Annotated in this window: 21 protein-coding genes; 10 read left to right on the forward strand and 11 right to left on the reverse strand. The window is 66.9% G+C overall.

Annotation, left to right across the window (positions count from 1 at the left end; all coding sequences use genetic code 11):
* Window positions 1-8: 8 nt before the first annotated feature.
* Entirely contained in the window at window positions 9-1,190 is a 1,182-nt protein-coding gene (locus ASE83_RS05100; protein ID WP_055784349.1) for an RsmB/NOP family class I SAM-dependent RNA methyltransferase, read from the forward strand.
* A 29-nt stretch (window positions 1,191-1,219) separates the two neighbouring features.
* Complete coding sequence (locus ASE83_RS05105; protein ID WP_055784351.1) at window positions 1,220-1,741, forward strand: tetratricopeptide repeat protein; 522 nt, start codon at window positions 1,220-1,222, stop codon at window positions 1,739-1,741.
* Window positions 1,742-1,996: 255 nt separating this feature from the next.
* Here ASE83_RS05105 and rsmA read toward each other — a convergent pair whose 3' ends face one another.
* From rsmA to ASE83_RS05125, 4 genes are read right to left on the reverse strand one after another with little or no spacing between them, the layout of a single operon-like run.
* Window positions 1,997-2,833 carry a 16S rRNA (adenine(1518)-N(6)/adenine(1519)-N(6))-dimethyltransferase RsmA gene (gene rsmA, locus ASE83_RS05110; RefSeq protein WP_235512990.1) on the reverse strand — a complete coding sequence of 279 codons (837 nt, stop codon included), beginning with the start codon at window positions 2,831-2,833 and terminating at the stop codon, window positions 1,997-1,999.
* Window positions 2,830-3,828: a 4-hydroxythreonine-4-phosphate dehydrogenase PdxA gene (pdxA, locus tag ASE83_RS05115; protein WP_235512991.1), complete on the reverse strand. Its 999-nt coding sequence runs from the start codon at window positions 3,826-3,828 to the stop codon at window positions 2,830-2,832. Before pdxA ends, rsmA begins: the two co-directional genes overlap by 4 nt.
* Before the next feature lie 13 nt (window positions 3,829-3,841).
* A complete protein-coding gene (locus tag ASE83_RS05120) occupies window positions 3,842-5,248 on the reverse strand; it encodes a peptidylprolyl isomerase (RefSeq protein WP_235512993.1) in 1,407 nt (468 codons plus the stop codon).
* Between the two features lie 41 nt (window positions 5,249-5,289).
* The gene (locus ASE83_RS05125; protein ID WP_055784355.1) at window positions 5,290-7,527 is read right to left on the reverse strand and encodes an LPS-assembly protein LptD; all 2,238 of its coding nucleotides are present in this window, start codon (window positions 7,525-7,527) and stop codon (window positions 5,290-5,292) included.
* A gap of 170 nt (window positions 7,528-7,697) precedes the next feature.
* On the opposite strand from ASE83_RS05125, the gene ASE83_RS05130 reads away from it, so the two are divergent.
* From ASE83_RS05130 to ndk, 3 genes are all read left to right on the forward strand, one after another.
* Window positions 7,698-9,167 (forward strand): leucyl aminopeptidase, encoded by a 1,470-nt coding sequence (locus ASE83_RS05130; RefSeq protein WP_055784579.1) that lies wholly within the window; start codon window positions 7,698-7,700, stop codon window positions 9,165-9,167.
* A gap of 115 nt (window positions 9,168-9,282) precedes the next feature.
* On the forward strand, window positions 9,283-9,720 hold the full coding sequence (locus ASE83_RS05135) for a DNA polymerase III subunit chi (protein WP_055784356.1): 438 nt from the start codon (window positions 9,283-9,285) through the stop codon (window positions 9,718-9,720).
* Window positions 9,721-9,800: 80 nt separating this feature from the next.
* On the forward strand, window positions 9,801-10,223 hold the full coding sequence (ndk, locus tag ASE83_RS05140) for a nucleoside-diphosphate kinase (RefSeq protein ID WP_055784358.1): 423 nt from the start codon (window positions 9,801-9,803) through the stop codon (window positions 10,221-10,223).
* Between the two features lie 270 nt (window positions 10,224-10,493).
* On the opposite strand, the gene ASE83_RS05145 is transcribed toward ndk, so the two are convergent.
* The 4 genes from ASE83_RS05145 to purM are packed head-to-tail and all read right to left on the reverse strand — an operon-like array spanning window position 10,494 to window position 13,117.
* Entirely contained in the window at window positions 10,494-11,096 is a 603-nt protein-coding gene (locus tag ASE83_RS05145) for a hypothetical protein (protein ID WP_055784360.1), read from the reverse strand.
* Entirely contained in the window at window positions 11,093-11,452 is a 360-nt protein-coding gene (locus ASE83_RS05150) for an MmcQ/YjbR family DNA-binding protein (protein WP_055784362.1), read from the reverse strand. The genes ASE83_RS05145 and ASE83_RS05150 overlap by 4 nt, the downstream gene beginning before the upstream one ends.
* The gene (gene purN / locus ASE83_RS05155) at window positions 11,449-11,970 is read right to left on the reverse strand and encodes a phosphoribosylglycinamide formyltransferase (protein ID WP_055784363.1); all 522 of its coding nucleotides are present in this window, start codon (window positions 11,968-11,970) and stop codon (window positions 11,449-11,451) included. The genes ASE83_RS05150 and purN overlap by 4 nt, the downstream gene beginning before the upstream one ends.
* Before the next feature lie 40 nt (window positions 11,971-12,010).
* A complete protein-coding gene (purM, locus tag ASE83_RS05160) occupies window positions 12,011-13,117 on the reverse strand; it encodes a phosphoribosylformylglycinamidine cyclo-ligase (RefSeq protein WP_055784364.1) in 1,107 nt (368 codons plus the stop codon).
* Between the two features lie 59 nt (window positions 13,118-13,176).
* Here purM and ASE83_RS05165 point away from each other — a divergent pair, with 59 nt between their 5' ends.
* From ASE83_RS05165 to ASE83_RS05180, 4 genes are read left to right on the forward strand one after another with little or no spacing between them, the layout of a single operon-like run.
* On the forward strand, window positions 13,177-14,418 hold the full coding sequence (locus ASE83_RS05165; protein ID WP_055784366.1) for a hypothetical protein: 1,242 nt from the start codon (window positions 13,177-13,179) through the stop codon (window positions 14,416-14,418).
* Window positions 14,415-15,053 (forward strand): hypothetical protein, encoded by a 639-nt coding sequence (locus ASE83_RS18380; RefSeq protein ID WP_055784368.1) that lies wholly within the window; start codon window positions 14,415-14,417, stop codon window positions 15,051-15,053. Before ASE83_RS05165 ends, ASE83_RS18380 begins: the two co-directional genes overlap by 4 nt.
* On the forward strand, window positions 15,050-17,224 hold the full coding sequence (locus ASE83_RS05175) for an RNA degradosome polyphosphate kinase (protein WP_055784371.1): 2,175 nt from the start codon (window positions 15,050-15,052) through the stop codon (window positions 17,222-17,224). The genes ASE83_RS18380 and ASE83_RS05175 overlap by 4 nt, the downstream gene beginning before the upstream one ends.
* Window positions 17,221-18,717 (forward strand): Ppx/GppA family phosphatase, encoded by a 1,497-nt coding sequence (locus ASE83_RS05180; protein ID WP_235512995.1) that lies wholly within the window; start codon window positions 17,221-17,223, stop codon window positions 18,715-18,717. Before ASE83_RS05175 ends, ASE83_RS05180 begins: the two co-directional genes overlap by 4 nt.
* Window positions 18,718-18,925: 208 nt before the next feature.
* On the opposite strand, the gene ASE83_RS05185 is transcribed toward ASE83_RS05180, so the two are convergent.
* A complete protein-coding gene (locus ASE83_RS05185; protein WP_055784373.1) occupies window positions 18,926-19,219 on the reverse strand; it encodes an I78 family peptidase inhibitor in 294 nt (97 codons plus the stop codon).
* Window positions 19,216-20,391 carry a ribonuclease D gene (gene rnd, locus ASE83_RS05190; protein WP_055784586.1) on the reverse strand — a complete coding sequence of 392 codons (1,176 nt, stop codon included), beginning with the start codon at window positions 20,389-20,391 and terminating at the stop codon, window positions 19,216-19,218. Before rnd ends, ASE83_RS05185 begins: the two co-directional genes overlap by 4 nt.
* 272 nt (window positions 20,392-20,663) lie before the next feature.
* Here rnd and aspS point away from each other — a divergent pair, with 272 nt between their 5' ends.
* On the forward strand, window positions 20,664-22,460 hold the full coding sequence (gene aspS / locus ASE83_RS05195; protein WP_055784588.1) for an aspartate--tRNA ligase: 1,797 nt from the start codon (window positions 20,664-20,666) through the stop codon (window positions 22,458-22,460).
* Window positions 22,461-22,504: 44 nt separating this feature from the next.
* Here the strand turns inward: aspS and ASE83_RS05200 are convergent, their stop codons facing one another.
* Window positions 22,505-23,131 (reverse strand): carbonic anhydrase, encoded by a 627-nt coding sequence (locus ASE83_RS05200; protein ID WP_156352647.1) that lies wholly within the window; start codon window positions 23,129-23,131, stop codon window positions 22,505-22,507.
* Window positions 23,132-23,156 lie beyond the last annotated feature (25 nt).

The raw sequence follows: 23,156 nt of genomic DNA on the forward strand, positions 1-23,156 counted from the left end.
CTTCTCGCATGAACCCCGCTGCGCGTACGCAGGCGGCGATCGATCTCGTCGATGCGATCATCGACGCGGCACGCGGCGGCGGGGCGGCGGCAGATCAGATCACCAAGCGGTTCTTCGCTGCACGGCGCTATGCCGGATCGAAGGACCGTCGCGCGATCCGGACGCTCGCTTATGATGCCGTCCGTCGCTTCGGGGCGGTTCCTGTGACCGCGCGCGCCGCCATCGTCGCCATGGCCGACAGCGACGCCGATCTGGCGGCGACGTTCGACGGATCATCCTATGGCCCGTCGCTGATCGCCGTCGACGAAGCACGCGCCGAACCGGGTTACGCTCCGGCATGGCTGGTCGACGCCTTCCGGGCATCGGGGCTGGACGACAGTGATCTTGCCGCCTTGCTGGAGCGTGCGCCGCTCGACATCCGCGTGAATCGCCTGCGCGCGGATCGGGATGCGGTCCTGTCCGAATTGGGCGGTGATCCGGCGGCGGATTTGTCCGACGCGATCCGGCTGCCGGCCGATACCCCGCTCGACCAAGGCGAGGCGCTGCACGACGGCCGGGCGGAAGTGCAGGATTACGGCAGCCAGATCGTCTCGCTGGCGGTCGGCGCGATGCCGGACGGCTTCGCCATCGACCTGTGCGCCGGCGGCGGCGGCAAGACACTGGCCATCGCCGCGCAGATGGCGGGGCGGGGACGTATCCTCGCCACCGATACCGACCGCGCACGCCTGTCGCGCCTTGCCCCGCGGGCGGCGCGTGCCGGCGTCACCATCGCCGAACCGCGACTGCTCGATCCGGGCAAGGAGGCGGTGATGCTGTCCGACGTCGCCGGACAGGCGGATTGGGTGATGGTCGATGCGCCCTGCTCGGGCACCGGCACTTGGCGGCGCAATCCGGAGGCACGCTGGCGGCTGACTCCCGACCGGCTCGACCGGGTGGTCGCGACGCAGGCGCGGCTGCTCGACGTCGCCGCCGGGCTGACCGCACCCACCGGTACGATCACCTATGTCGTCTGCTCGCTGCTGGATGCCGAGGGTGCGGGGCAGGTCGATGCGTTTCTGTCGCGCCACCCCGATTGGCACGCGCTGCCGCTTGCATTGCCGCGCGGCCGCGTCCACGGTCGGGGAATGCGCCTGACCCCGGCATCCGATTCAACCGACGGCTTCTTCGTCGCACGGCTCGGCCGGGCCTGAGGGTGCCAGTCCCCCGGTCGGAGATGTTGATGCGGTTCACCTCGGTTTCGGTCGCCGGCGCGCTCGTGCTGGTATGCGCATCGGCGTCGCTCAGCGGTCAACGTCCCGACAATCAGGTCGATCCGCAATCGATGGCGCTGCTGCAACAAGGGCGCGCGGCACAGGCGGCGGGCGATACCAGCGGCGCTACCGGCCTGATCGAAAGCGCGCTGGTGATCGATCCGCGCAATCGCGCCGCCTACATCACGCTCGCCGACATCGCGCGGGTGCAGGGGCTGCCGGGCAAGTCGATCCGCCTCTACCGCGAGGCGCTGAGCCTCGAGCCGAACGACGTCGCCGCGCTGAAGGGTGAGGGCGAGGCGTTGGTGCAGAAGGGCGCCGTGACCAAGGCGCGCGACACGCTGGCCAAGCTGAAGACCGTCTGCGGCGCAACCTGTCCCGCCGCGAACGAACTCGCCGCCGTCATCGCCCAGGGACCGCCGGTTACGGCGACCGCGCAGCAGACCCCGGCGGCTGTTCCGGGTGCCCCGGTGCCTGCGACGCCGCAATAAGCCCTGTTGTCACCCCAGCGAAGGCTGGGGTTTCGCGGTTGTGGGGCGCTTCGCCGACCCGGCGCGTAGCAAGAAAGAATGTTTCACGCGAAGGCGCGGAGACGCGGAGGGGTTGCGTTTGCTGCGACCGTTTCCCGCGCCAGCGGCTTCATCATCCGCTACCACCAACGGCAAGGTCTCCCGTTCGCGCGCCGATTGTCGCGGACGAAACACCTCCGCGTCTCCGCGCCTCCGCGTGAACCCCAGACTTCTTTCTTACGAGCCGGATAAGACCCGCGCCAACGTCACGAACTCGACCACCGAAACCGTTTCCGCCCGCCGCGTAATATCGATCCCCACCGTTTCCGCCGCCTCGGTCGCGCCCGGCACCGCCTTCAGGCTCTGCCGCAGCATCTTGCGCCGCTGCCCGAACGCCGCCGCCGTCAGTCGTTCCAGCACCCTCAATGACACGCCCTCCGGCGCATCGGTCGGCACGACATGGACCACGGCCGACATGACCTTGGGCGGCGGCGTGAAGGCGCTGCGATGGACCGGCATCGCGATCCGCGCCGTGCTGCGCCACTGGGCCAGCACGGCCAACCGGCCATAGGCGTCGTTGTTCGCGCTCGCCACGATCCGGTCGGCGACCTCGCGCTGGAACATCAGCGTCAGGCTCTGCCACCAGGGCCGCCAGTCGCTCGACAGCCAACCCACGAACAGCGCGGTGCCGACATTATAGGGCAGGTTCGACGCGATATGCGGCCGCCCCTCGAACAGTGACGGGGCATCGACTTCCAGCGCGTCGCCTTCGATCACACGCAACCGGCCGGGAAAGGCTGCGCCCAACTCCTCCAGCGCGGGAATACAACGACGGTCGCGCTCGATCGCGGTGACCCTGGCCCCGGCCAGTAGCAGCGCACGGGTAAGTCCCCCTGGACCGGGGCCGACCTCCAGCACTTCCTGATCGTGCAGGTCGCCCGGCACGCGCGCGATCCGGTCGAGCAGTTGCTGGTCGAACAGGAAATTCTGCCCCAGCGCCTTGTTCGCCGACAGGCCATGACGCTGGATAACGTCGCGCAGCGGCGGCAGCGTGGTAAGCGGTGCGACGGTCACAGGGCGGCGGCGCGCCGGGCGGCGGCTTCGCCCGCCATGCGGATCGCGGCGATCATCGCACCCGGTTCGGCCCGGTCCTGGCCGGCGATGTCGAACGCCGTGCCATGGTCGGGTGACGTGCGTACGATCGGCAGGCCCAGCGTGATGTTCACGCCATCGTCGAAATGCAGCGTCTTGATCGGGATCAGCGCCTGATCGTGATAGGCGCACAGGGCCGCATCGTATCTGGCCCGCGCGCGCGGATGGAACATCGTGTCTGCGGCCAGCGGCCCGACGATGTCGATCCCCTCGGCCTGCAGCCGGGCGACGGCGGGCTGCATCACCTCGATCTCCTCACGACCGATCGCGCCCCCCTCGCCGGCATGGGGATTCAACCCCGCCAGTGCCAGCCGGGGGTTCTCGATCCCGAAATCGCGCACCAGCCCGCGTGCCGTCGCCCGTGCCCGCGCGACGATCAGCTCGACCGTCAGCGCCGTCGGCACGGCGGCCAGCGGTTCGTGGATCGTGATCGGCACCACCCGCAGCGTCGGACCGGCCAGCATCATCACCGCATTCTCGCGCGCCACGCCGCAACGTTCGGCGACGAATTCGGTCTGCCCGGGATAGTTGAAGCCGATCCGGTACAGTTCGGCCTTGGAAATGGGCGCGGTCACCAGCCCTGACGCGGCGTCCGATCGCGCCAGTCCCGCCGCCATTTCGAGCGACTGGAGCGCACACCGCGCACCCTCGACGTCTGGTCGACCAGGTACGATGAAGCCGCCATCGACTACCGACACGACGGGCAGCGCGCGACGGAATACTGCCGGCGCGTCGAGTGGATCGTCGATCCGCTCGACCGGTCCCGCCCAGACCTGGGAGATCGCGCGAACGTCACCGACCGCGAAGAAGCAGGGCAACGCCTCGCTGTCGCGGCGCGCCCATGCCTTGGCGATCACCTCCGGACCGATGCCGGCCGGGTCGCCCATCGAAATGGCGAGCGGAGCGACCATCGGCATCCGGCCCGTTCCCTCAGCGATACTCGATCACCGCATCGCGCCGCAGATCGCGCATCATGCGCTGGGCGCGCAGGTTGACGCGCTCCTGCTCCAGCCCCTGCTGGATCTGCGCCGCAGAAGGAATGCCGGCGGTGCGCGGGTCTTCGCGACCGCACAGGATCAGCACGCGCACGCCGTCCTTGGGCGAACCGAACGGCGGGGTCGCCTGTCCGACGTTCAGCTTCAGGATGATGTCCTGCAATGCCGGCGGCAGGCTACGCAGCACGACCGCATCGTTGTCGACCACTTCGGCCTTCTGTGCCTGCGCGATCTTGGTCGCGTCGCCGCAGCCCCGGATCGCCTGCGTCGCTGTGGTGAAGGCGGCGACCTTCGCGCTCGCCTGCGCCTCGGTCGTGCCGGCGGGGAAGGGCAGGAACAGCTGGCGCAGCGCCAGCTTCGCGTCGCGCGGATCGGCCATCAGCACCTGCCGCTTGTCGGCAAGGTACAGGATCGAATAGCCGCCGGGCACCTCGATCGGACCGGCGATCTGGCCGACCTGCATCTGCGTGGCGGCGCGCTGCAACTGGTCGGGCAGCATGTTGAGGCGTACGAAGCCCAGGTCGCCGCCGACCGCGCGGGTCGACGCTTCGGAGAAGTTGCGCGCGAAATATTCGAACGGTGCGCCTTGGCGGATCTGCTCGATCATCTTCTGCATCGCGCCCTGCACCTCGGCGGCGCGATCGGGCGTTGCCGCCATGTAGATTTCACGAAGACTATACTCTTCGGTACCCTTCGATTCTTCCATGCGTTTGATGACGGCGGCGACTTCCTCCTCGCCGACGTTCACGAACGGCTCGACCTGCCGCCGCAGCAGCCGGCTCCACGCCAGCTCGCCTTCGATCTGGCGACGCAGCGAGCGGTCCGACGATCCGACCGTGCGCAGATAGGTCCGCAGGCCCTCCGGCGTCTGATTGAAGCGCTGCTTGGCCAGGCGCGTGAAGCTCTGCTCCAGCTCCGCCGGCGTGACGGTGATGTCCTTGGCCTTGGCCTGCTGGATCTGCAGCGTTTCGTCGATCAGCTGGCGCACGACCTGCGCGCGCAGCACTTCGCGATCCTCGGCGCTCAGCTTGTAATCGTTGAGCGCGACGATCAGCGCCATCCGCTGGTCGACGTCGGTGCCGGTCAGCACGGTGTCGTTCACGATCGCGGTCGGCTTGCGGATATTGGGGTCCAGCTTGCCGAAGATCGTCGGGTTGCCAGGCAGGTTCAGGTTCGCGCCGGGCACGTCCTGACCATCGCTGACCGTCTGGGCGGCCAGCGTTGCGGCGGCGGCGATCGCGACGAAACCGGCGATCGAACGGCCGATACGGCCGGCATTCACGATGTTCTTGGTCACTTGGTCGTCATATCCCATGCGCGGATGGTCAGGGCGGTGCCGCATCATTCGGGCAAATTCATGACCCGCCGCGCCTGAACAGAGCCTTATCGTCCCAGGTTCTTCAATGCCAGCGTTACGAGATAGCTGCTACCGTTCCGCGCATCGCCGATCCGCTGATAGTCCCGCTTCCACGTCAGGCCCAGCCGCAGGCAGTCGTCCTCATACTGGACACCCACGCGGTGGCGGATCGGATCGAAGCCATCGGAAATCGACAGCGAATCCTCCGACTTGTCGGTCAGGTCGATCGTTGCGGAGGCAAAGGCGGACCAGAACGGCCCGAACGCGGCGCGCCCGGCGACGCGCACTTCCTCGCGGTCCTGCAAATCCTCCAGCTCGTCAATGTCGCGGTTCAGGCGCAGATAGCCGACCTGCACATAGGTCCGTCGGCTGCCCACTGTGGCATCCAGTTCGTTTCGGCGGATTTTTAATCCGTCCTTGTCCAGCCGGTAGCGGTGGGTGAAGGTGACAAGCTCGCGAAAGCGGATGTCGGTGCGCCCGACGAAATCCGAAAACCGATCGTCCAGCCCCGTCCCGCTCGGCAGGATGCTGGCCCGCTGGCTCGCGCGATAGCTTTGCCCGATCGTAGCCGACACCGCGACGCCTGGCAGGTCGAGCGCATAGTCGAGGCCATAGGTGACGCGCGACGAATCCTCGAACCGATCATATCCGGCGAAGCGGTTGAGCGCGAAGAGGTTCGAATCCTCCAGATCGACCGCGCGGGCATCCTCGTTCGGCACGGCGAGGTTGGCGATCTTCGGCGACGCCACCAGCTGCACGCGCGGGCTGATCCGCTGGGTGCCGCGGCCGATCGCGCCGATGAACGGCCACCGCACGTCGACCGCCACCGCCGCGATTCCGCGCGGGGTGAAGCCTTCGTCCCCGCGATAGCTCAGCACCGCCGTATCGATGGTGTCGCGCGCATTATAGGCATCGGCGCGGGCATAGGCGGTGAACGTCACCTCCTGCCCCAGCGGCGTATAGCGCGTCAGGTCCCAGCGCGCGGCGGCAAAGGCGCGCTGCGTCTCCTGCCCCTCGCTGCGGCTGATCGCCAGCGTGTTCAACTGCACCTGCGCGATGCCGCCCAGCAACCCGTTGAAGCGGCGGCGATAATCGATCTCGGGCAGCGCGACCGGCTGCATCCCCTGATCGTCGCCGACCCGCAAAGTCTGCACCGCCCAGCCGCTAATCGTCAGCATCGAATCGCGGTCGATCCGCTCGACCGTCACGTTGTTGCGCAGCCGGTCGTCGCGCGAAATGTCATAGCGGCGCAGGAAGGTCTGGTCGGTCGCGTAGCGCAGCGACCCCGACACGCCCCAGTTCGGGTCCAGCTGGAACCGTCCGACCGCATCGACATAGCCGCGGAACGACCGCTCGGTCCCGGTCGGCGATGCGCCCAGCACCAGATCGTCGCTGCGCCGGCTGACCGTGCCATAGCCCTGCACGCGATATGCGCCCTTGGTGGTCAGCGAGCGATAGTCGGCCTGCAGCATCGGCAGCACGGCGGTAAAGACGTGCGGGGTGATCGTCAGGTCGCGGTTGGGCGCGAGGTTGAAATAATAGGGGACCGCGACTTCCAGCCCGTTGACCCGGTCGAGCCGGATCGACGGCGCCAGCAGCCCCGAATCGCTGCCGTCACCGATTGAATGCGAAAAGGACGGCAGCGGGATCGTCGGCAGGCCGAAGATGGTCAGCCCCGCGCCGGTATAGCGGATGCGCTTGCGCGTCGGGTCGTAGCGGACCTTCAGCGCGGTGATCTTCCACGACGGTTCCTTGGGACACCCGGCTGAGTTGGTCACCGAACAGGGCGTATAGGCGGCGCTTTCCACCGTCACGACGCCATTTTCCGACCGGGTACCGCGCTTCGCCGCGATCCGGCCGCCTTCGTCGAGGACGACCAGCATATTGTCGACCGCCCCGTCCTTCAGGCTGTCGGTCAGTTCGATCCGGTCGCCATAGGCGATGTCGCCCTGCGGGTTGGTGATCGCGATGTTGCCGTCGGCGACGACCTGTCCGGTCTTGCGGTTCCACGTCACCCGGTCGGCGCGCAGCCGGTTGCCGTCGCGCAACAGCCGCACTTCCCCGGTCGCGGTCACGACGTCGGCGTTGCTGTCATATTGCAGCAGGTCGGACGAAAAATCGATCTGGTCCTCGCTCGCCGGCGTCGGCAGCGCGCTTTCGGGCGGCGGGGGCGGAAGGCTACGATCCTGCAGGTCCTGTGCGACCGCAGGGCCGGCGATCGCCAGCGTCAGGCCAAGGGCAAGCGACCCCAACGAACGCTTCACTAGTCTCGCTTCCCCAAACCGTTGCCGCCCGACATGCGGACGTTCGTTCCGCGCTATTGCATCGTGCGGCCGGAACCGCAATCGCCCTTGGCCCGCTTTACCTCCGCATCGCGAGGGGCCTAGAAGGTGCCCGCGCCCTGTGCGCCACTGTCCAGAGGAAACCCATGTCGATTTCGATCCAGTTCGCTTCCCAGCGGGGAACCGCCACCGCCCTCGTCCTGCCCATCGCCACCGGCGGACTGGACCGGATCGACGCGGCGGGTCTGGAGCCGCAGGTCGCGACCCTCGTGGCCGGCGCCGCCCGCGCCGGACGCTTCGATGGCGAGGCCGGATCGATGGCCGAAATCTTCGTTCCCGGTGAGGGCGAGAGCGCCGGTCGTCTCATACTGCTCGGCATTGGTGATGGCGAGGGGGCGTCGCTGGAAAAGGCCGGCGGCGCGCTCACCGGTCGCTTCCTCCTGTCGGGCCTGACCGACCTGACCGTCGACTTCACCGGCACCGACGCCTCTGCAAAGGGTGTTGCCCGCTTCGCTGCCACGGCGGCACAGCGCGGCTGGCGACAGGACGCCTATCGTACCAAGATGCCCGAAAAGTCGAAGCCGACCCTGACCGGCCTGACCATCGTCGGCGCGCCTGACGGGATCGACGACGCCTTCGTCGCGGCCGATGCGATCACCAAGGGGCTGGACCTTACCCGCACCCTCGTCACCGATCCGCCCAACATCCTCTATCCGGTCAGCTTCGTCGAGAAGTGCCGCGAACTTGAGGCGCTGGGCGTCGAACTGACCATTCTCGACGAACGCCAGATGGCCGAACTGGGCATGGGCGCGCTGCTGGGCGTCAGCCTCGGCTCCGAAAAGGAGGCGCGCCTGCTTGCCATCCGCTGGACCGGCAAGGGTGAAGGCGATGTCGACCTGGCCTTGGTCGGCAAGGGCGTGACCTTCGACACCGGCGGCATCTCGCTGAAGCCCGGACCCGGTATGGAGGACATGAAGTGGGACATGGGTGGCGCGGGCGCGGTCGCCGGCGCAATGAAGGCACTTGCCACCCGCAAGGCGAAGGCCAACGTGGTCGGCGTGGTCGGGCTGGTCGAGAACATGCCCGATGGCAAGGCGCAGCGCCCGGGTGACGTCGTTACGTCGATGTCGGGCCAGACGATCGAGGTGCTGAACACCGACGCCGAAGGCCGCCTCGTCCTGTGCGACGTGCTGACTTGGGTACAGAAGACGCACAGCCCCAGGACGATCGTCGATCTCGCCACGCTGACCGGCGCGATGATTGTCTCGCTCGGCAGCGAGCATGGCGGCCTGTTTGCCAACGACGATTCGCTTGCCGACGAATTGCTGGCCGCTTCGCGCGAATCGGGCGACCTGTTGTGGCGCTTCCCGTTGTCGCCGGCCTATGACAAGCTGCTCGACAGCCCGATCGCCGACATGAAAAATATCGGCCCGCGCGGCGCCGGATCGATCACCGCCGCCCAGTTCCTGAAGCGCTATATCGACGATGGCGTGCGCTGGGCACATCTCGACATCGCAGGGATGGTATGGGCCGACAAGCCGGGCAACCATCACGACAAGGGCGCGACCGGCTTTGGCGTGCGCCTGCTCGACCGGTTCGTGGCGGATAATTTCGAGGGGTAAGGCTGGCCGTCGTCCCGGCGAAGGCCGGGACCCATGGTTACGGGCGTTTACGGCTTCATCGATAACATCTGTATCCATGGATTCCGGCCTGCGCCGGAATGACGGAAGCTAACACATGAAAGTCGACTTCTACCACCTGACCCGCAGCCCGCTCGACCGGGTGCTGCCGCGCATCGCCCAGCGGCTGCACGACGATGGTGAACGGCTGTTGCTGTTGTCCGATGATGCCGACCAGCGCCGTCACCTCGACATGCTGCTCTGGACCTACGCGCCGGACAGCTTCCTGCCCCATGCCGAAGCGGGCGCTGGCGACGACACGTTGCAGGCGGTGCTGATCGCGCCCGAACCGACCGACGCCAACGCCGCGCGCAACGTAGCGATCGTCGACGGCCGCTGGCGGGATGCGGCGCTGACGTTCGACCGCGCCTTCCACTTCTTCGGCGAGGATCACATCGCCGCCGCCCGCGCGGCATGGAAGGGGCTGGCCGAGCGCGAGGGCGTCGAACGCCGATACTGGCGGCAGGGCGATGGCGGCTGGGAACAGGCGGCGTAACGCTTGCCTGTCGCCCGCCACCCGACTAGGGGGACCGGCGAAACCCTTCCCACAACAAAAACGCAGGAGCCGCGACCGCCATGGCCGCTACCCGTACCTTTTCGATCATCAAGCCCGACGCGACCCGCCGCAACCTGACCGGTGCCGTCACCAAGATGCTGGAGGAAGCAGGCCTGCGCGTCGTCGCTTCGAAGCGCATCCAGATGAGCCGCGAACAGGCCGAAGGCTTTTACGGCGTGCACCGCGAGCGTCCGTTCTTCAACGATCTGGTCGAATTCATGATCTCCGGCCCGGTGGTCGTGCAGGTTCTGGAAGGCGAAGACGCCGTGCAGAAGAACCGCGACATCATGGGCGCGACCAACCCGGCGAACGCCGACGCCGGCACGATCCGCAAGGAACTGGCCGAATCGATCGAAGCGAATTCGGTCCACGGGTCGGATTCGGAAGAGAATGCGAAGATCGAAATCGACTTCTTCTTCAAGCCCGAAGAAATCGTCGGCTGATCGAATAGCCCGATGTGAGAAAGGCCCGTTTCCGATGAGGAAGCGGGCCTTTCTTTTTGCTCTCAAGCCATTCCAACTCCGTTCGGTTCGAGCAGCTTCGAGCTTATCGAGAAGCGTCCGTCGAGAGCGTCCGTCAAAATGCTCCCCTCGTTTGTCCTGAGTAGCCATTGAGCCTGTCGAAATGGCGTATCGAAGGAACGCCTGGGTCGAATGCTTCGATACGGGTCTTCGGCAAGCTCAGCCCCTACTCAGCACGAACGGAAAGCCTTGCTATCCCGCCAACCGCCCCAATTCCTGCCCCCACAACGTATCCAGCCGCCGCCCGATACCGCCGGTAGCCGCTTCCCGCCGCGCCAGCGCTTTCAGCCCCAGCGACCGACCGCCGACCAGGCGGCCATGCGTCGTGAAAACCAGGTCGTAGATCGCGCTTGACCGCAGCTGCCTGTCGCCGTCCCACCATGTCGCGGTGATCGCCACCGGCAAGCGCCCTTCGAGCGCGTCCGCCCCGCCATCGGTGATCGCCAGTACCGGCGCGCGTATCCAGTCCGCCGCGATCGCCACATCGCCGACCGCCGACTTGGGCGAGACCTTCAGCACCGGGGGAAATATGACCTCGATCCGCTCGATCCGCCGGTCGGATGCACTTAGTACCAGCCGTTCGCCATCACTCTCCGGCGTCGCTACGATCGCCAGTGCTGCCTTGGCCTTCGCCGAAGACGCCCGCTCGGCGATCCGTTCCGCCTCGGCGCTGCGCCGCTCGGACACGTTGTTCCATAGCGTCAGCCCGCCGATCACGACCCCGGCCACCGCCACGCCCTCGGCCAGCGTGATCCAGCGCCGCCGTTCGGCCCGCGCGTCTTCGGCGTCGCTCACCGCCCGCCGGCCTCCAGCAGCGCGCGCGGGGCGGCCAGTTCCCAGCTGCGCGAAATGCGATCGTCGACCAGCACCCAGTCGATATCGCCGATCAGCATGATCGCGACCCAGCCTTTCGACGCCAGATAGGCCGGTCGCGAATACACATCGGGTGCCGCCTCGATCAGCATCGCCTGTTCGTCGTCGCCGCCCGTCCGGACACAGACGACCGTTCGGCCTTCGCCATGATGATCGTCACGGAACTGCGCGAACTGCTTGTCCCCCACGAACCAGGTCGGCTGTCCGTGGCTGATCCGCTCCTCCACATCGGGCAATATGCCCACAGCTTCACGGATACGGTCGAGCATCTCGGTCATCGCGTCACAAACTCCGCCAGTGTTTGCGGATAGAGGCGGTGCTCCTCCACCAGCACCCGCGCCGCCAATGTATCGGCGGTATCGTCGGGCAGGATCGGAACGCGCGCCTGGGCTAATACGCTCCCGGCGTCCAACTCTTCGGTGACGACATGCACCGAACAGCCCGCCTCGGCATCGCCCGCCGCGATCGCCCGCGCATGGGTGTCGAGGCCCTTGTAGGCGGGCAACAGCGACGGGTGGATATTGACGATCCGGTCGCGCCACTTCGCCACGAAGTCGCCCGACAACAGCCGCATATAGCCGGCCAGCGCGATCGTCTCGACGCCCGCCTGGCGCAGCGCCGCGTCGATTGCCGCCTCATATTCCGCCTTGGGAATACCCTTGGGCGATTGCGCGAAGGTAGCGATCCCCTGTTCGGCGGCATGGGCGAGGCCGGCTGCATCGGGCTTGTCCGACGCCACCAGCACGACCTCGTAGGGGCAGTCCGCCGCCTTCGCCGCCGCGACCAGCGCCGCCATGTTCGACCCCCGCCCCGAAATCAGGACGCCGACCCGGTGCCTAGCCAAGATGCGTCGCACTCCAGTCGGCACGGGCGCTCCACGTGCCGGCGTTGCCCTTCACCGTACAGCCCTTGTCGCCCGCCTCGACCGTACCGATCCGAACGACCGTCTCGCCCGCTTCCGCCAATGCCGCAGCAACCGCCTCCGCATCGTCGGCTGCGACCAGCACCGCCATGCCGATGCCGCAGTTGAAGGTGCGCGCCATTTCCTCCGGCTCGATATTGCCCTGTCCTTGCAGGAACGCCATCAGCCGTGACTGCTCCCACGCATCGGCGTCGACCATGGCATGGGCACCGTCGGGCAGGACGCGCGGGATATTCTCCAGCAAGCCACCGCCGGTGATATGCGCCAGCCCGTGGATGCGCCCCTCGCGCAGCAGCGGCAGCAACGACTTCACGTAAATTTTGGTGGGTGCCATCAGCGCATCGATCAGCAGCACGTCCTGATCGAACAGGGCAGGGCGGTCGAGCTTCCAGCCCTTGTCCGCCGCCAGCCGCCGAACGAGCGAAAATCCGTTCGAATGCACCCCGGAAGATGCGAGGCCGAGGATCACGTCGCCCACGGCAACCTTGTCGCCCGTCAGCAACTGTTCGCGCTCGACCGCACCGACGCAGAAACCGGCAAGGTCATAATCGCCATCGGCATACATGCCCGGCATTTCCGCCGTCTCGCCCCCGATCAGCGCGCAGCCGGCCTGACGACACCCTTCCGCGATCGATGCGACCACCCGCTCGGCAGTGTCGGCGACCAGCTTTCCGCTGGCATAGTAATCGAGGAAGAACAGCGGCTCCGCACCCTGCACGATCAGGTCGTTGGCGCACATCGCGACCAGGTCGATGCCTACCCCGTCATGGGCGTCATGCTCGATCGCCAGCTTCAGCTTGGTGCCGACGCCGTCGTTCGCCGCGACCAGCAACGGGTCCTTGAACCCGGCGGCCTTGGGATCGAACACCCCGCCGAACCCGCCCAGTTCCGCATCGGCACCGGGACGCCGCGTCGATTTCGCCAACGGCCCGATGGCACGGACCAGGGCATTGCCCGCCGCGATCGATACGCCTGCCTGTGCGTAGGTATAGCCGCCGCCGCGGTCCGCTTCGTTGCTCATGTCGCCCGGTTAGCCACATCGCGCTTGGATTTCCACGCCTGCTTCGTCAAAAGGCGGCCATGACTTTGTATCAGCCCCGCCGCATCCTTGCCGCCGTCGCCTTGGGCGTCGTCGCCACGGGCGCGGTCGTGGCGCAACAGGGCGGTGTCGCCGCGGTCGACAATTCGGGCAGTTTCGAGGTGAACGGCGTCCGCGTCGACGTCGCCGGTCCCTCCGCCGACGCCGCGCGCACCGCCGGATGGCGCATCGCACAGCGCAAGGGCTGGCAGATGCTGTCGCAGCGGCTGACGGGGCAAGCCCGCTCGCTGCCCGACGGCACGCTCGATTCGCTGGTCAGCGGCATCGTCGTCGAGAGCGAACAGATCGGCCCGAAACGCTACATCGCCCGCCTCGGCGTGCTGTTCAATCGCGGGCGTGCCGCCTCGATCCTCGGCATCGCCGGCGTGTCCGAGCGCAGCCCGGCGATGCTGGTACTGCCGCTGATCTGGGACGGCGGCACCGGCACGGTCTTCGAACGCGCGACCCCGTGGCAGGCGGCGTGGGCGCGCTTTCGCACCGGGGGCAGCGTCATGGACTATGTCCGCCCCAGCGGCACCGGCGCCGATGGCCTGTTGCTCAACGCGGGCCAGGTGACGCGACGCGGACGCGGCTGGTGGCGCACCGTCCTCAACCAATATGGCGCATCCGATGTGCTGATCCCGCAGGTCCGGCTCTATCGCCAATGGCCGGGCGGCCCGGTGATTGGCACCTTCACCGCCGGCTATGGCCCCGACAACCGCCTGCTCGGCAGCTTCTCGCTCCGCGTGGAGCAGGGGGACGCCGTACCCGCGCTCCTCGACGAAGGCGTCCGCCGGATCGACACGATATATCAGCAGGCGTTGCAGGCCGGCACGCTGCGCCCCGACGTAGTGCTGGCCGCACCGCCGCCGGGCACGCCGGCCGCGCCGAACGACGAAGCGATCGCCGATCCGACACTGATCGACCCGGCCGCCACGCCGACGCCCGCGCCCGCCACCGAAGCCGTCACCTTGTCGGTCCAGGCCGACACCCCCAATGCCGCCGCCGTCGAATCGACCGAAGCGGCGCTGCGTGCCGTTCCCGGCGTCCGCTCGGCCGCGACCTCCAGCCTCGCGCTGGGCGGCGTATCGGTGCTGCGCGTGACCTTCGACGGCGACGTCGCGATCCTCACCGCCGCGCTGGAGGCGCGCGGCTGGCAGGTGCAGCAGGGGGAGGGGGCACTGCGCATTCGCCGCCGTGCCGCCGCCGCCCCGCCCCCGCCGCCGAGTACGCCGCAGGGATGACCCAGTCGCGTAGCGGTTCGGCACAGCTTTCCTTCTCCCTCGAACTTCCCGCCGGCGCCCGGCAGGACCTGTTCCTCGTGGGACCATCGAACGAAGCTGCCGTCCACCACCTCGATCATTGGGAGACGTGGCCGGTCAAGGCGGCGCTGCTGGTCGGCCCGCGCAAATCGGGCCGGACGCTGCTCGCCCGGTCGTTCGTGGCGCGCAGCGGCGGCAATATCGCCGACGATGCGGAACGGTGGAACGAAACGGACCTCTTCCACGCATGGAACCGGGCGCAGAGCGAGGGGCAGCCGCTGCTGATCGTCGCCGATGCACCACCGCCGATCTGGCGTATCGGCCTGCCCGACCTACGTTCGCGGATGGGGGCAACGCCGGTATTGCGGCTGGAAGCGCCCGACGAACTGCTGATCGAAACATTGCTGCAATATCTGTTCGACAGGAAAGAGCTTGTCGCCGCGCCGGATGTCGTGCGCTGGCTTGCCCGCCGGGTCGAACGGAGCCACCTTGCGGTGCTTCGGATCGTCGAGGCTTTGGAGGAAGATGCGATGTTGCGCTCGACGCGCCGTTTGACGATCCCGACCGCGCGCGCCGCGCTGTCCGACAGCCCGTTGCTGTTGGACCGCCTGCTGTGAACGATCCGGTCCCCTCCGCCCGCACCACGGTCGCCGCCGCGCCCGAGGCCCGCTATTTCAACCGCGAACTGTCCTGGCTGGCGTTCAACCGCCGCGTGCTGGACGAAGCGTGCAACCCCGACCACCCGCTGCTCGAACGCCTGCGTTTCCTGTCGATCTCGGCGACCAACATCGACGAATTCTTCATGGTCCGCGTGGCGGGGCTGAAGGGGCAGCAGAACCAGGGCGTCGGCCATGAATCGGTCGATGGCCTCACGCCATCGCAACAGCTTGCCGCCATCACCGTCGACGCCGCCGGGCTGGTCGACAGCCAGCAGCGCATCTGGCGCGACATCGCCGCCAGTCTGGCGCAGGCCGACATCTTCGTGCTGGGCGCCGATGCGATCCATGGCGAAACGGAGACGTGGCTGGAACGCCATTTCCGCGAACAGGTCTTTCCGGTCCTGACCCCGCAGGCACTGGACCCGGCGCACCCGTTCCCGTTCATCCCGAACCTCGGCTCGGCGATGCTGTTCGACCTGATCCGCCGCTCGGACGAGGTCGAGGTGCGCGAAGTGGTGCTGCTACCCCCGGCCATGCCGCGCTTCGTCCGCCTGCCGGGCAAGAACGCCCGCTATGTCGCGATCGAGACCGTGCTGCGCCATTTCTCCGGCCTGTTCTTCCCCGGCTACACCGTGCGCGCGTCGGCCGCCTTCCGCGTAATCCGCGACAGCGACATCGAACTGGAGGAAGAGGCCGAGGACCTCGTCCTCTACTTCCGCACCGCCATCAAGCGTCGCCGGCGGGGCCGGATCATCCGCCTCGAAATCGAATCGGGCATTTCGGACGAGCTGGTCCAGCTGCTGCGCGACGAAATGGGCGGCAGCGATGCGCTCATCACCGAAACCGGCGGGTTCCTCGGCATCGGCGACCTGTCGATGCTGGTCGCCGAAGACCGGCCGGACCTGAAGTTCCCGCCCTTCTCCCCGCGCTTCCCCGAACGCATCCGCGAATATGGCGGCGATTGTTTCGCGGCGATCCGGGCGAAGGACATCGTCGTCCATCACCCCTACGAAACCTTCGACGTGGTGCTGGCCTTCCTGAAGCAAGCCGCCGCCGATCCCGATGTCGTCGCGATCAAGCAAACGCTGTACCGCGCCGGCAAGCAATCCGCCGTCGTCGCCGCGCTGGTCGCAGCGGCGGAGGCCGGCAAGTCGGTGACCGCCGTCGTCGAACTCAAGGCCCGTTTCGACGAGGAGCAGAACCTCAACCTCGCCTCGGTCCTCGAACGTGCCGGCGTGCAGGTCGTCTACGGCTTTATCGAGTGGAAGACCCATGCGAAAATCTCGATGGTCGTCCGGCGGGAGGAACAGGGCTATCGCACCTATTGCCACTTCGGGACTGGCAACTACCATCCCGTAACGGCGCGCATTTATACCGACCTCAGCTTCTTCACCGCCGATCCGGTGATCGGGCGCGATGCGGCGCAGGTGTTCAACTACATCACCGGCTATGTCGAACCGCAGTCGCTGCAACAGCTCGCCATTTCGCCACGTGACCTGCGCAACCGGCTGGAGGCGCTGATCGAGGGTGAGATCCAGACCGCGCGGTCGGGTGGCGAAGGCTCGATCTGGCTGAAGATGAACTCGCTGGTCGACCCGGCACTGATCGACAAGCTCTACGAGGCATCGGCGGCGGGCGCGCAGATCGACCTGATCGTGCGGGGCATCTGCTGTCTGCGGCCGGGCGTGCCGGGCATGTCCGACAACATCCGGGTGAAATCGGTCGTCGGTCGCTTCCTCGAACACAGCCGTATCTATTGCTTCGGCAACGGACAGGCGCTGCCGAATGACGATGCGCTGGTCTATGTCTCCTCGGCCGACTGGATGCCGCGCAACTTCGATCGCCGCGTGGAATATCTGATGCCGATCAACAACCCGACCGTCCACGACCAGGTGCTCGATCAGGTCATGGTCGCCAACCTGCTCGACACCGAACAGACCTGGGAACTGGGGCCGGACGGCAGCTATCGTCGCGTGCCGAAGGGCGACCGGCCGTTCAACCTCCACCGCTATTTCATGACCAACCCCTCGCTGTCTGGGCGGGGTGCGGCGATCGAGAGCGGTTCGGCGACCGTGCCGCAGAAGCTGTCGCTGCGCGCCTGGCGGGCGGCCCGGGACGGCGCGTCTTGATCCGCCTGCCGTGGATCAATCGTCCGGTCAGCCCGGCGCATAGTGCGATTATCGACATCGGTTCGAACTCGATCCGGCTGGTCGTCTATGGCGGGCCGGACCGCATTCCGGCGACGCTGTTCAACGAGAAGGTCCTGGCCGGTCTCGGCCGCTCGCTCGCCGAAACGGGTACGATCGAACCGGAGCCGATGAAGCTCGCCGCCACGGCACTGCGCCGCTTCGCGTGGCTGACCGGCGAGATGCAGGTGGAGGTGGTGCGCACCGTCGCCACCGCCGCCGTACGCGACGCGGCCAATGGTCACGAACTGGTCACGCTCGCCGAATCACTCGGCCTGACGGTAGAGACGCTGACTGGCGAAGAGGAGGCACAGGCCGCCGGCAACGGCGTGCTTTCCGCCATTCCCGATGCCGATGGGATCGTCGGCGATCTGGGCGGCGGCAGCCTCGAACTGGTGCGGATCAAGAACGGCAGGGTCGGTGAGCGCGTGTCGTTCCCGCTCGGCGTCCTGCGCATCGGGGCGATCCGGGAGCGCCGTCCGGGCGAACTCGACCGCGTCGTCCAGCGGCTGGTCGCCGATGCCGGCTGGACCGGGCGGGGGAAGGGATTGCCCTTCTATCTGGTCGGCGGGTCGTGGCGGGCGCTGGCGCGCTTCGACATGCACCTGACCGACTATCCGCTACCGATCGCGCACGGCTATACCATGTCGCTCGACCGTATCGCCGAGCTGGAGCGGATCATCGCCGAAACGCCGCGCGCCGATCTGAAATCGGTGCCGAATCTTTCGGGCGGGCGCGTGCCGACGCTAGACAATGCGACAGCGGTACTGGCGGCGATGGCGCGGCAACTGGGCAGTGCCACGACGATGATCTCCGCCTATGGCCTGCGCGAAGGGCTGCTCTACGCCGCGCTCTCGCCGGCGGTGCGCAAGCAGGACCCGTTGCTGGTCGCCGCCCATGACGAAGGGGCGCGGCAGGGGCGTTTCGTCGAACATGGTGATCTGCTCCACAAATGGATCGCCCCCCTCTTTCCCGACGACGCCCCCGCCGCCGTCCGCCTACGCCATGCCGCCTGCCTGCTGGCGGATGTGGGCTGGCACGCGAACCCGGAGTTTCGCGCCGAACGCGGCGTGGAGATCGCGCTGCACGGCAATTGGGTGGCGATCGACGCCGCCGGCCGCGCCATCGTCGCGCAGGCGCTGCATAGCTGTTTGGGCGGCGGCAGCGCGGATGGTCCGCCGGCACCGCTGGGTCGCCTCGCCCCCATCGCCGCGCTGGAGGCGGCGCATCGCTGGGGCCTTGCCATGCGGCTGGGTCAGCGGTTGAGCGGCGGCGTCGCTACCCCGCTGCAACGCACCGATGTCGGCCGTAGGCGGGGGCAGGTGGAACTGGTCGTCCCTGCCGCCGACGCCGGGCTATATGGCGAAGCGGTGCAGAAGCGCCACCGCGCGCTGGCGGCCGCACTTGGCATGAGCGCGGCGCTGGTCACGCGCTAAGCCGGTACTTTCCTAATTCCGAAGCCGCCGGTACGGTTTTATCCGCGTCGCCGCGATCGTCATCCCAGATCTCCCTGTCATGACGCGCCGCAGGAGCCGCTGGAGGCCCCAGCCTACGCTGGGGCGACGGTTATTGGAGAACAGATACCGGGCCTGAAGCGACAACGCACAAACAGCGCGCAAGTGTGAACTTAGTGAACTTTGGGGTTCAGCCGCAGCGGAATCCGGTCACGACATTCTTCTCGTCGAGGTCGATATTCAGCCGGTCGGGACGGAAATCCATCGTGACCGCCATGCCCGGCCGGATCACGCGGACGGTCGTCAGCCCCGACTGCTTCTTCGCCTCGGCTTCGAGCGCGGCCGAGAACGGCTTGCCGACCAGCGATGCCAGACTGCTGGAATTGCACGTGTCGCCGGCAAGGGCGGGCACCCGCTCGCCCCCGGCCTGATGCGTGGTCGTACAGGCGCCCAGCACCAGGGCGATCAGGATCATGGGCTTCATTCGACTACCTCCGCTCGGGTCATCTTCAGCTTTCCACCCAGCACGGTGAACCCCAGCTGACCTTCGACCAGTGCCAGCGCATCCCGCCCGAACTGTTCGAACCGCCAGCCGCTCAGGATCGACAGCCCCTCGCGTTGCCCGGCGGCCAATGCCTCCAGATCGTCCGACCGTGCCAGCAACCGCGATGCGACCTTGATCTCGTTCGCCCGGATCTTGAGCAACAGTTTCAGCAAGTCGGCGACCAACGCGCCTTCCTTGCCCAGCGCCGGCTTGCGCTCGTCGCGACCCGGCATCTGGTCGGCGGGCAGTGGCTTGGCATTCGCCAGCGCGTCCATCATCCGTCCGCCGATGTCGTTATGCGCCCATGCCGCCGACAGCCCGCGCACCTTCGCCAGATCGCCCTGCTTGCGCGGCGGGTTGCCCGCCAGATCGGCGATCGTCTCATCCTTGACGATCCGTCCGCGCGGCAGGTTCTTGCCCTGCGCCTCCAGCTCGCGCCACTTGCCCAGCGCCTTCAGGCGTCCCAGCGCCTCGGGCTTGCGGCTGTTGACGCGGATGCGCTGCCAGACCTCTTCGGGATCGTTGAAGTAGTTGGCCGGATCGGCGATCCGTTCCATCTCCTCGTCCAGCCACAGCCCGCGCCCGGTCTTGCGCAGCTTGCCCAGCATCTTGGGAAAGATCACCGACAGGTGAGTCACATCGGCGATGGCGTAATCGATCTGCCGGTCGTCCAGTGGCCGCCGCGACCAATCGGTGAACCGCGCGCCCTTGTCGACGGTGATCCCCAGATAGGCGTCGACAAGGTTGGAATATCCCACCTGCTCGCCTTGCCCCAGCGCCATCGCCGCCACCTGCGTATCGAACAGGGGAAAGGGGGTCTTGCCGGTCAGGTTATAGACGATCTCGATATCCTGCCCGCCGGCATGGAAGACCTTCAGCACGTCCTCGTTATCGGTCAGCAGGTTCAGCAGCGGGGTGAGGTCAATCCCCGGCGCCATCGGATCGATCGCGGCGGCTTCCTCGGTATTGGCAATCTGGATGAGGCACAGCTCGGGCCAATAGCTGTTCTCGCGCATGAACTCGGTGTCGACGGCTACGAAGTCGGACTGGGCGAGGCGGGTACAGAGGGCGGCGAGGGTCGCGCTGTCCTCGATCAACGGATGGATGTGCATCATGCCCGCATAGCAAGGGTTCCGCGCCTTGACAAAAGGGGGTGGGAGGGGGAAGCGCGCGGCTACGGATTAATCCGTCATCCCCGCACCCGCGGGGGGCGATGCAGAATGATTTGGCGTGGAACGCCAATAGGTCTCCCCCGCACCCGCGGGGACCGCTTCGGCGTTTTGTCGCACATCGCGTTGCGACCCTATTGGGATAGCGTACTGCGCGGTCAAGCACCCGCTCCCCCGCACCTGCGGGGATCGACGCGGCAAATAAGGTTTGAATGATGCACGCCTATCGTACCCATAACTGCGGCCAGCTCACGGACGCGAACGACGGCGATACCGTCCGCCTGTCGGGCTGGGTACATCGCAAGCGCGACCATGGCGGCGTGCTGTTCATCGATCTGCGCGACCATTACGGCATCACCCAGATCGTCGCCGACAGCGATTCGCCGGCCCTCGCGCTGCTCGAATCCGCCCGGACCGAATCGGTGCTGACGATTGACGGCAATGTAAAGCTGCGCAGTGAGGCAACCAAGAACCCGAACCTCGCCACCGGCGCGATCGAAATCTACGCCCGCGCCGCGACGATGCAGTCGGCGGCGCAGGAACTGCCAATGCCGGTGGCGGGCGAGGCCGAATATCCCGAAGACATTCGCCTGCGCTATCGCTTCCTCGACCTGCGTCGCGAACGGCTGCACGCGAACATCCTGCTGCGCTCGAACGTCATCGCGTCGCTGCGCCGCCGGATGATCGATCAGGGCTTCACCGAATTCCAGACGCCGATCCTGACCGCGTCGTCGCCCGAGGGCGCCCGCGACTATCTGGTCCCCAGCCGCGTGCATCCGGGTAAGTTCTATGCGCTGCCGCAGGCGCCGCAGATGTTCAAGCAGCTGCTGATGGTCGCGGGCTTCGATCGGTATTTCCAGATCGCACCCTGTTTCCGCGACGAAGACGCCCGCGCCGACCGTTCGCCGGGCGAGTTCTACCAGCTCGATTTCGAAATGAGCTTCGTCACGCAGGAGGACGTGTTCGCCGCGATCGAACCCGTCCTGCACGGCGTGTTCGAGGAATATGCCAACTGGCAGGGCAAGGGCCGCACCGTCAGCCCGCTGCCGTTCCAGCGGATCCCCTATCGCGAATCGATGCTGAAATACGGCAACGACAAGCCCGACCTGCGCAACCCGCTCATTATCACCGACGTGTCCGATCTGTTCGTCGGCTCGGGCTTCGGCCGCTTCGCCTCGATCGTCGAGGCGGGCGACGTGGTCCGCGCGGTAGCGGCGCCCAAGACCGCCGACAAGAGCCGCAAGTTCTTCGACGACATGAACGCCTGGGCGCAAGGCGAAGGGTTTGCCGGCCTCGGCTATGCCACGCGCAAGGGCGGCGAATGGGGCGGCCCGATCGCCAAGAACCATGGCGACGAAGGCATGGCGAAGATCGCCGAAGCGCTCGGCCTCGGTCCCGACGACGGCGTGTTCTTCGCCGCAGGCAAGGAAGCGCAGGCGGCCAAGCTCGCCGGCCTTGCTCGCACCCGCGTCGCGGAAACGCTGGGCCTGATCGACGACAAGCGGTTCGAGTTCTGCTGGATCGTCGACTTCCCGATGTTCGAATATGACGAGGACGCGAAGAAGGTCGACTTCAGCCACAACCCCTTCTCGATGCCGCAGGGGGAGATGGCGGCGCTGGAAACGATGAACCCGCTCGACATCCTCGCCTACCAGTATGACATCGTCTGCAACGGCGTGGAGTTGTCGTCGGGCGCGATCCGGAATCATCGTCCGGAAATCATGTACAAGGCGTTCGAGATCGCCGGCTACTCGCAGGCCGACGTCGACACGAACTTCGCGGGCATGATCAACGCGTTCAAGTTCGGCGCCCCCCCGCACGGCGGCTCGGCTCCGGGCGTGGACCGCATCGTCATGCTGCTGGCCGACGAGCCTAACATCCGCGAGGTCATCACCTTCCCGATGACGCAGAAGGCCGAGGACCTGATGATGGGCGCGCCCAATTACGCAACGCCCAAGCAGTTGCGGGAACTGAACATTCGCGTGACGGTGGACGGCCCGAAGGAAGGCTGACTCGTATTGCGGGGCGGGGGATCAACCCCGCCCCCGCCGACAGGTTACGCGTTTTCGAACGTTTCGCCTTCGAGTACGCGCAAGCGCCCGTCGTCGATAGCGAACACCGCGCCGTGGAGCTTAAGCGTGCCGGCATCGACCCGTTCCTTGACGAACGGGAAGGTCATCAGGTTCCTGAGTGAAACCTTCACGCCCTCCTGCTCCAGTGCCTTCTGACCTTCCGGCCCGGTGCCGTGTTCGGCGGCGACGTTTTCACGCGCTTCGTCGAGCAGATCGATCCAGTGGGCGACGAAGCCGCCTTCGCCCGGCTTGGTATTGGCCAGCGCCTGGGTCAGGCTGGCGTTCACGCCGCCACAGGCCCCGTGGCCCAGGACCAGAACTTCCTCGACTTCCAGCTTGGTGACGGCGAATTCCAGCGCCGCCGACACGCCGTGGCGACCGCCATCGTCCTCGAACGGCGGCACGAGGTTGGCGACGTTGCGCACCACGAAAATCTCACCCGGCCGCGCACCGAAGATGGTCGCCGGATCGACGCGGCTGTCCGAACAGGCGATCACCATCACCTTCGGACTCTGCCCGGTGGCCAGTTCGCTCCAGCGTTCGCGTTCCTGCTGCCATTCGGTGCCACGGAAACGGTAATAACCTTCCTTGAGGTCGCTGAAGTGCATCAAATAATCTCCATCATGAATTGTGCTC

Origin of the sequence: Sphingomonas sp. Leaf32, assembly GCF_001421765.1 — a bacterium.
Lineage (GTDB): Bacteria > Pseudomonadota > Alphaproteobacteria > Sphingomonadales > Sphingomonadaceae > Sphingomonas.

Coding starts and splice junctions, on each gene's coding strand:
- rnd (WP_055784586.1), bottom strand. CDS start 20,391: ATGCACATCCATCCGTTGATCGAGGACAGCGCGACCCTCGCCGCCCTC.
- purN (WP_055784363.1), bottom strand. CDS start 11,970: ATGGCGGCGCTGGTCGCGGCGGCGAAGGCGGCGGACTGCCCCTACGAG.
- ASE83_RS05165 (WP_055784366.1), top strand. CDS start 13,177: ATGACTTTGTATCAGCCCCGCCGCATCCTTGCCGCCGTCGCCTTGGGC.
- ASE83_RS05150 (WP_055784362.1), bottom strand. CDS start 11,452: ATGACCGAGATGCTCGACCGTATCCGTGAAGCTGTGGGCATATTGCCC.
- pdxA (WP_235512991.1), bottom strand. CDS start 3,828: ATGCCGATGGTCGCTCCGCTCGCCATTTCGATGGGCGACCCGGCCGGC.
- aspS (WP_055784588.1), top strand. CDS start 20,664: ATGCACGCCTATCGTACCCATAACTGCGGCCAGCTCACGGACGCGAAC.
- ASE83_RS05105 (WP_055784351.1), top strand. CDS start 1,220: ATGCGGTTCACCTCGGTTTCGGTCGCCGGCGCGCTCGTGCTGGTATGC.
- ASE83_RS05185 (WP_055784373.1), bottom strand. CDS start 19,219: ATGAAGCCCATGATCCTGATCGCCCTGGTGCTGGGCGCCTGTACGACC.
- ASE83_RS05135 (WP_055784356.1), top strand. CDS start 9,283: ATGAAAGTCGACTTCTACCACCTGACCCGCAGCCCGCTCGACCGGGTG.
- ASE83_RS18380 (WP_055784368.1), top strand. CDS start 14,415: ATGACCCAGTCGCGTAGCGGTTCGGCACAGCTTTCCTTCTCCCTCGAA.
- ndk (WP_055784358.1), top strand. CDS start 9,801: ATGGCCGCTACCCGTACCTTTTCGATCATCAAGCCCGACGCGACCCGC.
- ASE83_RS05120 (WP_235512993.1), bottom strand. CDS start 5,248: ATGCGGCACCGCCCTGACCATCCGCGCATGGGATATGACGACCAAGTG.
- ASE83_RS05100 (WP_055784349.1), top strand. CDS start 9: ATGAACCCCGCTGCGCGTACGCAGGCGGCGATCGATCTCGTCGATGCG.
- purM (WP_055784364.1), bottom strand. CDS start 13,117: ATGAGCAACGAAGCGGACCGCGGCGGCGGCTATACCTACGCACAGGCA.